The organism is Gordonia sp. LUNF6 (assembly GCF_047041125.1).
Classification (GTDB): Bacteria; Actinomycetota; Actinomycetes; order Mycobacteriales; family Mycobacteriaceae; genus Gordonia; species Gordonia sihwensis.
The window spans coordinates 1,803,770-1,818,606 of record NZ_CP178181.1 but is presented as its reverse complement, the minus strand read 5'-3'; the positions used below and the strand labels follow the sequence as shown (position 1 = coordinate 1,818,606).

6 protein-coding genes and 7 tRNA genes are annotated in these 14,837 nt (G+C 67.2%); 11 read left to right on the top strand and 2 right to left on the bottom strand.

Annotated elements, in window-relative coordinates; translation table 11 throughout:
• Nucleotides 1-71 precede the first annotated feature (71 nt).
• Nucleotides 72-143: transfer RNA gene (locus ACK8HH_RS08525), tRNA-Val, on the bottom strand.
• Between the two features lie 261 nt (nt 144-404).
• Between ACK8HH_RS08525 and ACK8HH_RS08520 the strand changes: the two genes are divergently transcribed.
• The 9 genes from ACK8HH_RS08520 (at nt 405) to ACK8HH_RS08480 (ending at nt 6,725) form a co-directional block, all read left to right on the top strand.
• Nucleotides 405-477: transfer RNA gene (locus tag ACK8HH_RS08520), tRNA-Gly, on the top strand.
• A 14-nt stretch (nt 478-491) separates the two neighbouring features.
• Nucleotides 492-565: transfer RNA gene (locus tag ACK8HH_RS08515), tRNA-Cys, on the top strand.
• Between the two features lie 49 nt (nt 566-614).
• Nucleotides 615-689 (top strand) — tRNA-Val (locus ACK8HH_RS08510).
• A 70-nt stretch (nt 690-759) separates the two neighbouring features.
• A complete protein-coding gene (locus ACK8HH_RS08505) occupies nt 760-1,836 on the top strand; it encodes a hypothetical protein (RefSeq protein WP_222111773.1) in 1,077 nt (358 codons plus the stop codon).
• 52 nt (nt 1,837-1,888) lie between these two features.
• A tRNA-Gly gene (locus tag ACK8HH_RS08500) sits at nt 1,889-1,961 on the top strand.
• A 14-nt stretch (nt 1,962-1,975) separates the two neighbouring features.
• Nucleotides 1,976-2,049: transfer RNA gene (locus ACK8HH_RS08495), tRNA-Cys, on the top strand.
• A 49-nt stretch (nt 2,050-2,098) separates the two neighbouring features.
• Nucleotides 2,099-2,173: transfer RNA gene (locus ACK8HH_RS08490), tRNA-Val, on the top strand.
• Between the two features lie 118 nt (nt 2,174-2,291).
• Nucleotides 2,292-3,164 (top strand): DUF4261 domain-containing protein, encoded by an 873-nt coding sequence (locus tag ACK8HH_RS08485; protein ID WP_412475688.1) that lies wholly within the window; start codon nt 2,292-2,294, stop codon nt 3,162-3,164.
• A 78-nt stretch (nt 3,165-3,242) separates the two neighbouring features.
• Nucleotides 3,243-6,725 carry a helicase-related protein gene (locus ACK8HH_RS08480; protein ID WP_412475687.1) on the top strand — a complete coding sequence of 1,161 codons (3,483 nt, stop codon included), beginning with the start codon at nt 3,243-3,245 and terminating at the stop codon, nt 6,723-6,725.
• A gap of 12 nt (nt 6,726-6,737) precedes the next feature.
• Here ACK8HH_RS08480 and ACK8HH_RS08475 read toward each other — a convergent pair whose 3' ends face one another.
• The gene (locus ACK8HH_RS08475; RefSeq protein ID WP_045537646.1) at nt 6,738-8,321 is read right to left on the bottom strand and encodes an HNH endonuclease signature motif containing protein; all 1,584 of its coding nucleotides are present in this window, start codon (nt 8,319-8,321) and stop codon (nt 6,738-6,740) included.
• 145 nt (nt 8,322-8,466) lie between these two features.
• Between ACK8HH_RS08475 and ACK8HH_RS08470 the strand changes: the two genes are divergently transcribed.
• Both ACK8HH_RS08470 and ACK8HH_RS08465 read left to right on the top strand, forming a co-directional pair.
• The gene (locus ACK8HH_RS08470) at nt 8,467-11,244 is read left to right on the top strand and encodes a DUF1156 domain-containing protein (protein WP_412475686.1); all 2,778 of its coding nucleotides are present in this window, start codon (nt 8,467-8,469) and stop codon (nt 11,242-11,244) included.
• A 217-nt stretch (nt 11,245-11,461) separates the two neighbouring features.
• Nucleotides 11,462-14,836, top strand: coding sequence for a DUF499 domain-containing protein (locus ACK8HH_RS08465; protein ID WP_278127257.1), 3,375 nt, complete (start codon nt 11,462-11,464; stop codon nt 14,834-14,836).
• Nucleotide 14,837 lies beyond the last annotated feature (1 nt).

The window sequence follows — 14,837 nt, the reverse complement described above, 5'->3', positions numbered from 1 at the left end:
TCGCGCGTCGAGTGGCAAGTCGCGCGTCGAACAGCAAGAAGACCCGCAGTAACCTGCGGGTCTTCTTCTTGTGGTCCCGGCTGGGATCGAACCAGCGACCTCCCCGGTGTGAACGGGACGCTCTTCCACTGAGCCACGGGACCGTATCGAGTTATGAACGACCTGCGTCGGTCGCACGAGAAAACAGATTACACATCGCGGCCGACGGCACCAAATCCCCCGCTCGAAAGCCGGGAACACTCGCGAGGAACGGTCGCGAGCCCGTCTCCGGGGTGCCAAGAACGCTCCCATCTGCGGAATCACATCCATGTAAGTCGCTGACCTCACGATTTGTCTTGACGACATACGTGCCGCTAGTGTTCTTCTCGCTGGTGAGCAACGCCCACAAGGCAGCTCACCGGTATGCGGATGTAGCGCAGCTGGTAGCGCATCACCTTGCCAAGGTGAGGGTCGCGGGTTCGAATCCCGTCATCCGCTCGGAAAGATCACCTGGTGGCGTGGCCGAGTGGTGAGGCAACGGCCTGCAAAGCCGTGCACACGGGTTCGATTCCCGTCGCCACCTCCACCGAACACCGGTACCGAGTTCAAGTAACGGCACCAACTCAATAAGACCCGCGCGATTAGCTCAGTGGGAGAGCGCTTCCCTGACACGGAAGAGGTCACAAGTTCAATCCTTGTATCGCGCACCAGATCCGACAGCGAGGCCCGGCGACCGCCGGGCCTCGTCTCGTTGTCCGACCCTCATGCTGTGCTGTGTCCATGACACTGATACTCGTCGCCGCCGCACTCGTCGTGGTCGCCGTGGCGATCCTTGTCCGGCAGCCCGCGTCCGGCAGTTCCGATTACCGCCCGCGCGATGCCCGACGCTCCGACGGCGACGACCGACGCCCGCTTCGCCGCCCACGGCCCGTTCGAGACGCACTGGCTCGGCGACTCACGACGCACACCGAGCGTCTCCGCGAGTCGCGCCGAATCCGCAAGCAGCAGTACGACGACGCCGCCCGGGCCGCCGCGGATGCGGGCGGCCCGGACCCGTGCGGCGAGACGGTGTTCGGCGAGACAGCCCGCGACGGAACGGTGTCCGGCCACCTGGCGCTGGCGCTGGACACCTGGAGAGGTCGCGACTTCACCCTGCGCGCCCGAGCGGTCGGCTTGAGTTGGCTCCCTTTCGTCGAACCGCCCGAGCACGTGGAGACCGCTGAGATCGCCGACATGCGACTGCGCCGGCGCTACCGACCGGACTCCGAAGAGCAGGCCGCGCTACGGCTGATGCAGGCGGACGAGAACGGCCGGCTGGCGGTGCTGGCCGCCGTAGTGGCGGCGCGGCTGCACCAGAACCCGGCATGGCACGACGATCTGCTGGATCGATACCAGGCCCGCATCGACCTCGACGCCGAGGTTCGGACGGTCGCCGAGTCCGCCGCCGCGATTCGCAGGGCGCGCCGAATCCTCGGTTCGCAGCCCCTCGGCCCCCGCGCATCCGATCCGGAGATCGTCAACGCCTACATCGACAAGTCGAGCGGCCTGGACCAGCGCGCCGACGCCCTCACGGATCGAGTCCTGGCGTTCCTGACATACGCCGAGGGCGCCGACCGCGCCAGAGAACAGCTCGACCGACGTGCCTGGCTCGACGCCACTGGCCCGATCGACGACTTCGAGTCCCGGGTCGACGCCGCATTCGACCGGAGCGTCGCCGACCATCTCCGTCAGCGAGCCGCCGACGTCACCGCATTCGCCGCGAGCGACCTCGGAGCGTCCGAGGCGGAGCGGCTGATCTGGCGGAGTCCACGGTCCGACGGGGACCCCGGTTTGCAAATGTCGCCGCCGTACCGCTAGTGTTTGTTCTCGCCGGTGAGCGACAGCGTCCACAAGACGAGTTCACCGGCATGCGGATGTAGCGCAGCTGGTAGCGCATCACCTTGCCAAGGTGAGGGTCGCGGGTTCGAATCCCGTCATCCGCTCGGAAAGATCACCTGGTGGCGTGGCCGAGTGGTGAGGCAACGGCCTGCAAAGCCGTGCACACGGGTTCGATTCCCGTCGCCACCTCCACCGAACACCGGTACCGAGTTCAAGTAACGGCACCAACTCAATAAGACCCGCGCGATTAGCTCAGTGGGAGAGCGCTTCCCTGACACGGAAGAGGTCACAAGTTCAATCCTTGTATCGCGCACCACGCAGACGAAGCCCGCCGGATCCCGGCGGGCTTCGTCGTTCCCTGTTCTGGCAGGATTGACGGCGTTCCGCTTCGGCCGGACCGCCCCTCGAACCCCACTGCAAAGGACCGGACTCCAGTGCCCAGCCTCGCGATGCTGTTCCAGAGCCGACTCGATCCCGCACTCTCCGCCGAGCGCCTCGCCGCACAGATGCTCAACGACTTCCCGGACCTGGACGCCGATCTGCTGAGCGTCGGCGACGCTGCTGCCGGGTCGGGGGCGGCCGACGACGCCGACTCGCCCCTGTCGCTGTCGTACGGCGACCGGCAGATCTTCCTGATGGGGATCGCGGCACCGGTGGGCGACGACCTCGCCGAGATCGCCCAGTACAGCCGGCTGTGGCCCGATCACACTCCGGCGCCCGCCGACTACTCGGCGCACACCATCGTCACCGTCGTCCGGCCGGGACATGAGACGAACCATGTCGAGGCGATCGCCGATGCGGTCCTGCTGTCGAAGGTCATCGCTGCCGCGGTGGCACTGTCGGAGTCGATCGTCGCCGTGTACTTCGGCAGCGCGAATCACGTGATCCTGCCTCCGCTGTTCCGCGACCTGGCGATCGAGACGCTCCCCGATCCGATGCTCCCGGCGTGGGTGGCCCTGAACGTCGCGCCGCGACCCGACGGCATCATGACCGGACATACGCGCGGACTCGACATGCTCGGGCTGCCCGACGTCGAGATCGTGCAGTCGCACGAGTCCGCCGAGGACACCTTCGGCCGCATCGTCAACACCGCGATCTACCTTCTCGAGAACGGCCCGGTGATCGGCGACGGCGACACGCTGGGCGCCACGGAGGCCGCCGAGATCGTCGCGCACCACGCGCCGTCGCAGGTCGACGCGGACAAGACCGTCCTGTCGCTGGAGTTCGTCGGAGAGGACTTCCCGGAACCCGAACTCGCCGACGAGCCGGCGCAGCCGAGGAAGCGGCGCTGGTTCGGACGTAAGTAGCACCGCCGCATGTAACACCACCGCAAGTAGCACCACCGCGACGCGGGAACTGTCCGATGCGCCCACTATGGTGTGCACATGAATCTGCGATCCCTCACCGATCTGCGTCCCGGGCAGCGCTTGTCGGGCCGCTGGCGCGAGCCGGTCCACCTCGTCGCGGTGATCCCGAGCGGAGATTCGGCGGCCACGGTGGTCGTCCGCGACGACCGACTGGGCGTCCGCGAGGAGATGCTGTTCGCCGACGACATCGCTGACATCGTCGTCGAGGACGATTTCGAGCGCTCGTGGACCTTCGACGCCGACCCGCGGACGTTCCGCCTCGCGACGGAGGCGCTGCGCATCGCGATGACCGGCGCCCACGACCCGATGGCGGCGGTCGGAACCAGCGACATCTCTCCCCTACCGCACCAGATCCGCGCGGTGTACGGGGAACTGCTGCCGCGCACTCCCCTGCGCTTCCTGCTGGCCGACGATCCCGGCGCGGGCAAGACGGTGATGGCGGGGCTGTACGCCAAGGAACTGCTGCTCCGGGGCGATCTCGCGCGGCTGCTGATCGTCGCGCCGGGCGGGCTGGTGGAACAGTGGCAGGACGAACTGTCGGAGAAGTTCGGCCTCACAGCCACTCTCCTGACCCGGGATCTGATCAACGCCAGCCCCAGCGGCGACCCGTTCCCGGCCCACCCGTTCATGATCGCCCGCATGGATCAGCTCGCCCGCGACCCCGACCTGATCGGTCACCTCGAGGCGAGCGAGTGGGATCTGGTGGTGGTCGACGAGGCGCATCGCATGTCCGCGTCATGGCAGGGCTGGGACGGCGAGGTCCGGGAGACCGAGCGGTTCAAGCTCGGCCGCGTCCTCGGCGGCGTGGCACGCAACCTGCTTCTGATGACGGCGACGCCGCACGCCGGCAACGACGACAACTTCCAACTGTTCCTCTCCCTTCTCGACGAGGACCGATTCGCCGGCCGCCCGCAGTCGGACGCGGTCGCCGACACCTCCGGCCTCATGCGACGGATGGTCAAGGAGGAACTGCTCACCTTCGAGGGCAGGCCGCTGTTCCCGGAACGGATCGCCGAAACCGTTCCCTACGAGCTCTCCGACGGGGAGGCGGAGCTGTACGAGGCCGTCACGCAGTACGTGCGCGTGGAGATGAACCGTGCGGAGAGTTCGCCCGACTCCCCCAAACGCCGCACCGTCGGGTTCGCGCTCACCGTCCTCCAGCGCCGGCTCGCGTCGAGCACCCACGCGGTGCTGCGAAGTCTGCAGCGTCGCCGCGATCGGCTCGCCTCGCGTCGTGCCGACCTGATCGCCGGCCGGATCCCCGTCGACGATCGGATGCCGCTGCCGCCCGCCGACGCCTTCGACGATCCCGACGAATACAGCGCCGAGGAGTACGAGCGCATCGAGGAGGAAGTGGTCGACGCGGCGACCGCCGCACGCACCGTCGCCGAACTCGACACCGAGATCGCGATCCTGGAAGACCTCGTGGCGCTGGCGACCCGTGTGCGCGACCGCGGCATCGACCGGAAGTGGTCGGAGCTGCGTTCACTGCTGACCGATCGAGAACTGTTGCGCGGCAAGGACGGTCGTCCGCGCAAGCTGATCGTGTTCACCGAGCACAAGGACACGCTCGACTACCTCACCGCGCAGATCCGCAATGTGCTCGGTTCCGACGACGCGGTGCTGACGATTCACGGCGGCACGCGGCGCGGCGAGCGCGTTGCGATCCGGGAGCAGTTCACCAACGAGCCGTCGCGGCTGGTGCTGGTGGCCACCGACGCCGCCGGCGAGGGGCTCAATCTGCAGGCCGCGCACCTGATGGTCAACTACGACCTCCCGTGGAATCCGAACCGGCTCGAGCAGCGCTTCGGCCGCATTCACCGCATCGGGCAGAAGAACGTGTGCCGCCTGTGGAACATCGTGGCCGCCCAGACTCGCGAAGGTCAGGTCTACACGCGTCTGCTCGAGAAGATGGAGCAGCAGCGTTCAGCCTACGGCGGCAAGCTGTTCGACGTTCTCGGCGACGAAGCGTTCGCCGGCCGGCCGCTGCGCGACCTGCTGTGGGATGCGGTGCTCTACGGCGACGATCCCGCGCGGATCGACGAGATCGAGCGCATTGTCGACGCCGAGGTGGCTTCCGGCTGCGACACGCTAGTCACCGAGCGCGCACTCGCCCGCGAGACGCTCGATCCGCTCGAGATGGCGCGTCTGCGCCGCGAGATGGACGAGGCGACCGCGCGCAGGTTGCAGCCGCACTACATCGCGCAGTTCTTCACCGATGCGTTCACCGCGCTCGGCGGTCGGCTGTCGAAGCGGGAGCGCCATCGGTTCCAGATCTCGAATGTTCCAGCGCCGCTGCGTCATCGAGACATTCGCCGGGAGCACGCGGGGCGGCCGGTGACGAGGGCGTACGAGCGCGTCACGTTCGAGCCGTCGGCGGTGTCGTCGGGCGCCGTGCGCGCCGACCTCCTGGCACCCGGGCACCCGCTGCTCGACGCCGTGATCGACTCCGTCCTGGACGGGAGTGCCGACGTCCTCGCCGCGGGCGCCACGCTGCTCGACCCGACCGATCCCGGCACCGCCCCGCGCGCGATCTTCGCCCTGACCTCCGAGATCGTCGACGGTGCCGGGACTGTGGTCAGCAAGAGATTCGCGTTCGTCTCGATCGACGCCGACGGATCGGTCGCCGATGCCGGTCCGGCGCCGCATCTCGACCTGCAGCCGATCCCGGAGGGCGCGCCGATCCGCGGGCTCGATTCATTCGTCGGCCGTGCGCTGACGGACCAGGCGCTGTCGTGGGCCGCGTCCACCGCGGTGCCCCGTCACCTGAGCGAGGTCCGCGACCGCGTGGTCCCCGACGTCGAGCGGACCGAGAGAGCGGTGCGCACACGGCTGATCGAGCAGATCAACTACCTGGACTCCGAAGTCGCACGCCGGCGTGAAGAATCGGCGGCCGGCAAGACCACGCGCGGGCGGCGCCTCAGCCCGGAACGGCTCGAGCGGCGGGCGCGCGAGTTGGAGGCCAGGCTCGGGCGCCGCCTGCGCGAGCTCGCCGACGAGCGTGTCCTCACCGCACGCCCGCCGAGGCTGGAGACCGCGGTTCTCGTGGTCCCCGCCGGGATGCTCGGCGAGTCGGTGGGCCGACACGCCGCCGACACCACGGCCACCGACCGGCGGGCCGTCGACGCGGTGCTGCGTGCCGAGTGCGCCCTGGGCCGCATGCCCGAGGAGATGCCGCATAACAACCCCGGATACGACGTCCTCTCCGTTCCGGCTCCGGCTGCGGACGGTGGTCGTGCGCCGTCGGTGTACATCGAGGTCAAGGGCCGGGTCGCCGGCGCCGACAGCTTCTTCGTCTCCTACAACCAGGTGCTCCAGGGCAAGAACACCGGTGAGAACCACCGACTCGCGATGGTCTCGGTGAGCCCCGACGGCCCCGATCACGACGAGGTCCGCTACCTCACCGACTACTTCCGCGACGTCGACCTCGCGAACACCGACGTGAGCGGAGTCGAACTCAACTGGCACAAGGCCTGGAAGAAGGCACTCCCGCCGCATTGACGGCTCGCGGTATCAGAACGGCGGGGCGCCGGCGTCGTGGGCGATGGCTTCGCGCGCCCGGCGGTTCGCCGCTCGCTTCTGCATGCGGTACCGGTGCTTGGCCTGCAACCGTGTCAGCGAGCGTTCGGGTTCGTCACCGGCGTGTCGTGCTTCTCGGCGTGTCGGAGAGCCGTGTCCGCACTGAAGGTGGCCCAGCTCGGGAAGGAGCCACATGTTCAGTGCCTGCTGCCGGACGGTGATCCCCTCCGGTGAGGTGACTTCGGTCCAGACGACGCCGGCGGCGTCCACGATCTGATCGTCGACCCACCCGTTCGCGTGGGTCTTCAACCCGTGATGGAATCGGCATTTCGCATTGAGATTGCAGATGCAGGTGACGCCGCCCGCCGACGGATCCGCGTGGTCGTACTCGCATACGTGGTCGAGGTCGCACTTCCACGCGGGCCGGGCGCAACCCGGCCACGAGCAGGTGCCGAACAGCCCGCGGACGGCAGTATCCAGCGCCGCGGACGGACGGTATCCGCTGTCGGGCCGACTCGCCTGCGCGATGACCTCGTCGAGGTTCAGCTCGCGACGCACAGCGTCGGGCCGTGACGCCATCTCACGAACGTGTGTCGCCGAGATCGGGCCGTGGCCGTCCAGATGCGCCGCAGTCTGCGACGTCCCGTCGAGCACTTCTTTCCGAACCACCACGTGCAGGACGATCCGGGCGCACCGCGACGCGATGTCGGCCGGCGCGAGTCGAGCAGTGCAGTCCTCTCGACCGCACTCGCATACGAAGTCCGTGCCGTTGATGCGCGCCATGGCCGCATCACTGCGCCGGGCGCCCTTGGTACGTGGGTCGTTGGGGCAGACGCCGGCGATCACCGCATCGAGTACATCCTTGGCGATCGCCACGTCCTCGGCCGACGCGGTGACGATGAGTTCCGAGGCGGTGTCGGTCAGCGGGTTCACCTGCACGCGCTTGGCCGCTCGCACCTCCTCCCTGGTCAAGGTCACCGCGTCGGGATCGTGCTCGGCGACGATCGCCCCGAGAATCGTCTCCACACGCGCCGCCGAGAGACCGCCCACTTCGCGCAGTCTCGCGGCCGCTTCCGCGTCGATGAAGGCCAGGATGTCCGCATCGTCGACGAGGGCCGTCTGCTCCACCGCGCGCCGGAAACTCGCCGAGTTGATCAGTCCGTCGCGCAACATCCGTCCGAGGGCCGGGATCCGCTCCATGCAGGCCACGGCGGATTCGACGAACCGCTCTGCCGTGTAGTGCTGCACACCCGCGGCGACCGCATACGACGCCGCGACTTGGCACAGTGGGTCGTAGAGCCGGGTGTAGGCGTCCGCCGACGGATCGGACTCCAACTCGGATTGCTTCGCCATGAGCAGCGAGTACAGCGCCTCGTACCGATGCCACAGCACCAGCCCCTGGTAGCAGTCCGCTCGCGCCGCGAACCCGAGCAGTGCCGCTCGATCGCTTCGCGATCCCGACACCTCGGATGCAACGGTGGGCGAGTTCTGGACGTCCGGACGTTCGATCCGGATGACGATCGCGTCGTCGGCCACCGTCACAGACGAAGCCTTACGCTCTCTCACCTGCACTTTCATCTCCACCCCCGATTGTCGAACTTACGTTCGATGATACTCGAGAGGTCCGACATTCTCAGCCGAGTCGCACCGATTGCAATACACACTGTCGTGTGCGCTATGTTGAAACGTTCTCGTCCGCCATGCGCTTCACCAAGGGGTACCCGTGTCCAGCGATGCACACAGTAATGTTCAGCGACGAAAGTTGATCGAGGTCAGCATCCCGCTGCAGAAGATCAATGAGGAGTCCGCTCGCGAGAAGTCGATCCGCCACGGACATCCGTCGACACTGCATCTGTGGTGGGCGCGCCGGCCACTGGCCGCGGCACGCGCTGTGCTGTTCTCTCAACTGGTGGACGACCCCGCGTCGCGCCCAGACCTGTACCCCACCGAGGCGGAGCAGATCGCGGAGCGAAAGCGACTCTTCGAGTTGATCGAGCGACTCGTGGTGTGGGAGAACTCGAACGACGAGCAACTGCTCGCCGAAGCTCATCGCAAGATCATGGAGTCGACCGACGGCAATCCCCCACCGATCCTCGATCCGTTCGCCGGCGGCGGAACCATTCCCCTTGAAGCGCAACGACTCGGACTCGAAGCTCACGCGTCAGACCTGAACCCCGTCGCCGTGCTCATCAACAAGGCGCTGATCGAGATTCCGCCGAAGTTCGCCGGACAGCCGCCCGTGTGGCCCGGAGCCGCCGACGAGACCATCCAGGACTGGCCCCGCGCCACAGGTCTCGCCGAAGACGTCCGCCGCTACGGACAGTGGATGCGCGACGAAGCCCAGAAGCGCATCGGCCATCTGTATCCGAAGGCAACCCTGCCCGACGGTACCGAGGCAACCGTGATCGCGTGGATTTGGGCGCGGACCGTGACGTGCCCGAATCCCGAGTGCCGGATAGCGATGCCCCTCGTCAGGTCGTGGTGGCTCGGCAAGAAGAAGGGCAAGGAGGCGTACGTCGTCCCCGTGATCGAAGGCAAGGCCGTGCTGTACGAGATCGGTCACGATCCGGCTCAGGCGCCGACGAAGGAGACAGACGGGACGATGTCTGGCAAACGTGGCGGCGTCTGTATCCGCTGCGGTACCGCCGTCAGCACCGACTACATCAAAGCTCAGGGAACCGAAAGGCGAATGGGCGCAGATCTCATAGCCACGGTCGCCGAAGGCACTCGCCGTCGAATCTATCTACCGCCGTCGGACGTACATCGCCGGGCCGCTGAGGTGGAGCCACCGCTCGACGTACCGAACCAGCGACTGGGATTCCATCCGAAGGACGTGTGGACGCCGCCATACGGCCTCGACACCTTCGCCTCACTCTTCACGCCACGCCAACTCACCGCGCTGACGACATTCAGCGATCTGGTCGGAGAAGCACGCGAGCTGGTCTTGCGCGACGCCCTCGCGGCGGGAATGACAGAGGGCAGCCGACTCGACGACGGAGGAACGGGAGCCGTCGCGTATGCGGATGCGGTGGCGACGCTTCTTGGAATGGCGATCAGCCGAACTACCAACAAGGCATCGACGATTTGTTCATGGGACTCATCTCCGAAGATGGAGGCAGTTCGTAGTGTCTTCGCGCGACAGGCACTACCAATGTCATGGGACTTTGCCGAATCAAATCCCTGGGGAGGCTCCGGTGGTGACTACGTTGCCGATGTTGAATGGGTGTCCCAGTCGCTCGACCGACTGCCGTCCTCGGCTGCTGGTGCCGCGAGTCAGTCGGACGCAGCCAACGCTGTCAATCAGCGCGCCCTCATCTCCACCGACCCGCCCTACTACGACAACATCGGCTACTCCGATCTCTCCGACTTCTTCTACGTCTGGCTTCGTCGGTCCCTCAAGGACATCCATCCTTCGATCCTGTCGACCATGCTTGTGCCGAAGACCGAGGAACTCGTGGCCAACCCTTACCGGCATAACGGTAAGGAGGGCGCGCACAAATTCTTCGAAGACGGATTCCGTGAGGTCTTCCGGCGCGCCCGCGAGAATGCGTACGAGGACTTCCCCATCACCGTGTATTACGCGTTCAAACAGCAGGATTCGTCGAAGGACGGCCAGGCGTCGACCGGCTGGGAGACCTTGCTGGAGGGCATGATCCGCTCCGGCTGGCAGATCACCGCGACGTGGCCGATGCGATCGGAGCTCGGTAACCGCATGCTGAGCCAGGGAACCAACGCCCTCGCCTCCTCCATCGTTCTCGCTCTCCGACCGCGCCCGGAGGATGCACCCCGCGTCGACCGCCGTGCGTTCCTGGCGCGGCTGCGGAACGAACTGCCGGCGAGCCTGCGCGAATTGCAGCAGGGCGCCATCGCGCCGGTCGATCTGCCGCAAGCGGCGATCGGGCCGGGCATGGCGATCTTCTCCGAGTACAACGCCGTGCTGGAGGACGACGGGTCGAAGATGACGGTCCGGACCGCGCTGCAGCGCATCAACGCGATCCTCGACGAGGTGCTCGGCGAACTCGAGAACGACTTCGACGCACCCACCCGCTTCGCGCTGACCTGGTTCCGACAGAACGGCTTCGACAGCGGCAAGTTCGGCGACGCCGAGTCGCTCGCGAACGCGCGCAGCATCTCGCTCGACGGCATGGAGCGCTCGGGCATTCTCACCAAGGGCGGTGGCCGGGTCGCGCTGATCGCGCCCACGGACATGCCTGCCGACTACGACCCGTCCACCGACTCGTCGATCAGCCAGTGGGAGGTGGTGATGCACCTGGTGCGGGTCCTCGACTCGGAGGGCATCCCCGCGGCGTCGACCCTGCTGAGCCTGGTGCCGGATGCGGTCGACACCGATCTGTGCCGCGAACTCGCGAGCCTGCTCTTCAAACTCGCCGAGGATCGCAAATCGACGGCCCTCGCGGTCAGCTTCAACGGCCTCGGCGCCGCATGGAGCGACATCGCCCGCGGTGCGCGGGGTGCGGCGCACCAGGAGATGCTGCTGTGATCGGCGCGATCGCCGCCGAGTCACGTGACACGACACGCCCGGAGCGGCCGACACGCCGTGCAAGCCCTGTGCGGGGCGGGAGGCCCATGCCGCTGTCGTAGGCGGGCATCCGTCACACCGGCGGCGGGACGTGACCTCGACGTCCTGATTGTCCGACCGCTGCGATAACCTTCGTCGCGAATACACACAGTTGTGTGAATAGTGAAAGGAGCCCTCCGTGGCGCCGAGTAATCGGGATCGGATCCATCAGGCGTTCGAGCTGCTCGGACCGGCGGTCGATCGTTTCCTGACCGAGACGATCGGCCCCGATCTGCCGGCGGGGGCGAGCGGCTGGATCGACGTGCTGCGCACGGTCAAGGCACCCAGCGCGCACCCCGACAAGAAGTACAACCCGCTCGACCCGTCGGACAGCCTTCGGATGTTCACCGACAACATTCCGTACAAGTTCCGGCGCGGCTGGGACCCGATCGGCAAGCGGCTCAGCCGCGCGCAGGTATCCCTGGCGACGCCGCTGGTCGACGCCCGGAACCGGCTCGCGCATCACGAGAACTTCACGAACGACGACGCGCAGTTCGACCTCGACATCTGTCACCGATTCCTGCTCGCCATCGACGCTCCGAAGGAGGCCGCCGACGTCGCGAAGCTGCGCGACGACGTCCGCGCCATCGGCACCCGGCAGGCCACCGAACGGGCCGCGCGCAACGTGCCCGCGCTGCAGGTGGGCTCCGACAATCTGCCGGCATGGCGCGACGTCCTGGCACCCCATCCCGACATCCAGAGCGACCAGTTCAACGCCGCGGAGTTCGCCGCCGACCTGTACACCGTCGCGATGCGCAGCGGCGGCCACAAGTCCGAGTACACCGACCCCGCCGAGTTCTTCGGCCGTACCTATCTCACCGAGGGGTTGCGCGATCTGATCACCCGGAACGTCGCGCGACTGACCGGCGACGAGAACGCGTCACCGGTCATCAACCTGCAGACCAACTTCGGCGGCGGCAAGACGCACTCGATGCTCGCGCTCTGGCATCTGGCGTCGGGCGCGGAGAGCCACGTCTTCGGTGACGACGTCGCTCCGCTCGCCAAACCGCTCGACGCGGTGCGAGGACGCGTCGGACGCGTCGCCCTGGTCGGCAACCAGATGGTCCCGTCACGGGAGAACACCGACGACGGCCGGCCGAACATCCGCACCATGTGGGGCGAACTGGCCTGGCAGCTGGGCGGGCAGGAAGCCTACGACATCGTCGCCCATGCCGACCGCACCTCGACCAACCCGGGTGCCGACCTCCGCGAGCTCTTCACGCTGTACTCCCCCGCGGTGATCCTGATCGACGAATGGGTGGCGTACGCCAGACAGCTCGTTAACCCCCCGGAACCGCTTCCAGCCGGCGACTTCGACACCCAGTTCACCTTCGCCCAGGCCCTCACCGAAGCCGCCCGTGCGGTCAAGGGCATTCAGGTGGTCATCTCGATCCCCGCGTCGTCCAACGGAGACGGCGGCGACGAGGTGAACGACGAGGAGGTCGGCGGCGAGTACGGGCGCGAAGCGCTCCACGCACTGAAGAACGTGATCGGCCGGACCGCCGACCAGTGGCAGCCCGCCAACGCCGAGGAGAGCTTCGAGATCGTGCGGCGGCGCATCTTCTCCACACCGGACGCCGAGGCGTCGGCGAAGATCGCCAACATCGCCAAGAATGTCGTCGAGTTCTACCGCAAGTACCACGCCGAGTTCCCGTCGGAGGTCCGCGACTCCCAGTACGAGGACCGGATCAAGCGCTGCTACCCGATTCATCCGGAATTGTTCGACCGGCTGTACCAGGACTGGTCGACCCTCGACCGGTTCCAGCGGACTCGCGGCGTCCTGCAGATGATGAACCGGGTGGTCGGGACCCTCTGGCGGTCGGACAATTCGTCGGCGCTGATCATGCCGGGAACCGTGCCACTCGACGACGCCGACGTGGTCTCCGAGGTGACCAAGTACCTCGAGGACCAGTTCAAACCGGTGATTCACACCGACGTCGCCGGCCCCGAATCGGTCCCGGCGCTGGTCGACAAGAACAACGAGCACTTCGGCAAGCGCAAGGTGGCACAGCGGCTGGCCCGTTCGGTGTTCATGGCCGCGACTCCGGGTCTGCACTCGGCGCACAAGGGCGCGGAGAAGCACCGCATCTTCCTCGGCACCGCTCTCCCGGGCGACGTACCGGGCAACTTCCACTCGGCGCTCGACGCCCTCACCGGTCAGTCGACGTACCTGTACACCGAGTCGTCGCGCTACTGGTACGACACCCAGGCCAACATCAGCCGCACCGCGCGCGACCACGCGGCCGGGCTGGCGCCCGCGGACGTCTGGGCCGAGGTGGAACGGCGGCTCACCGAACTGCGCAAGATCTCCGCAGACAAGTCGTTCGCCGGGATCCACGTGTTCCCCGAATCGTCCGCCGACGTGCCGGACGAGACCGACACGCGTCTGGTCGTGGTGCCCATGCAGCACACCTACGCCGCGCGGTCCTCGGCCCCGACGGCCAAGTCGTGGGCCGCGAACGTCCTCGAACACCGCGGCAACGCGATCCGTTCGTTCAAGAACTCGCTGATCTTCCTCGCCGCCGACACCAACCGGGCCCGCGAACTGGACGAGGCGGTGCGCAACTACCTGGCGTGGAAGCACGTCGCGGAGAACGCCGACGACTACGGGCTCGGCGGTCAGCAGACCAGGCAGGCGACGGAACGGCGCGCGACGAACGACGACATCGTGCGCAACCGGCTCAACGAGACCTTCTGCTGGGCGCTCTGCCCCGAGCAGCAGACGGGCGAGGCGACCTACTCCATCGACGTGGTCAACGTCTCGGGCAGCAAGGACGACGTCTACGCGCGCACCGGCGCCAAGCTCAGCCTGGAACACATCGCGCTGGCCCGATCGTCGTCGCTGATCTATCTGGATCTGACGGGCCGGTTGTCGGCGGCATGGGATTCCGGACACCTCGACGTGGGCACGCTGCACCGGTACTACGCGACCTACCCATACCTGCCGCGGCTGCGCGACCGGGAGGTGCTGATCGACGGGCTGTACTCGGTCCTCGACGACCAGATCAGTTGGCGCCAGCAGGGATTCGCGTTCGCCGACGGATACGACGAGACCCAGAAGCGCTATCTCGGGCTGCATCTGCCCGGCGACGACGCCACCGTGCACATCTCCGACAGCACGCTGATCGTGAAGCCGGGACCGGCGGACGCTCAGCGCGACGAGGAGGTGCGCCAGCAGCGGGAGCGCGACGGCGAGCAGTCCTCGGCGGACGGCGGATCATCGGACGCGTCCACCGCCGGAGCGGGCTCGGCGGAGACGCAGTCCACCACTCAGAGCGCACTCAAGCGCCGCTACTTCGGCTCAGCGCAACTCGACTCGGACTTTCCGGCGCGCGACTTCAGCACCATCCAGCAGGAAGTGCTCAAGCACCTCTCCTCGGCCGCCGGACGGGTGGAGATCCGCATCGAGATCAGCGCCGTCGATCCCGACGGATTCTCCGATTCGGTGCGCCGCACCGTGTCGGAGAACGCGACGACCCTCGGCTTCGAAGCGTCCGGCTTCGAGAACGACTGAG

Coding starts and splice junctions, on each gene's coding strand:
- ACK8HH_RS08505 (WP_222111773.1), top strand. CDS start 760: ATGACACTGATACTCGTCGCCGCCGCACTCGTCGTGGTCGCCGTGGCG.
- ACK8HH_RS08480 (WP_412475687.1), top strand. CDS start 3,243: ATGAATCTGCGATCCCTCACCGATCTGCGTCCCGGGCAGCGCTTGTCG.
- ACK8HH_RS08475 (WP_045537646.1), bottom strand. CDS start 8,321: ATGAAAGTGCAGGTGAGAGAGCGTAAGGCTTCGTCTGTGACGGTGGCC.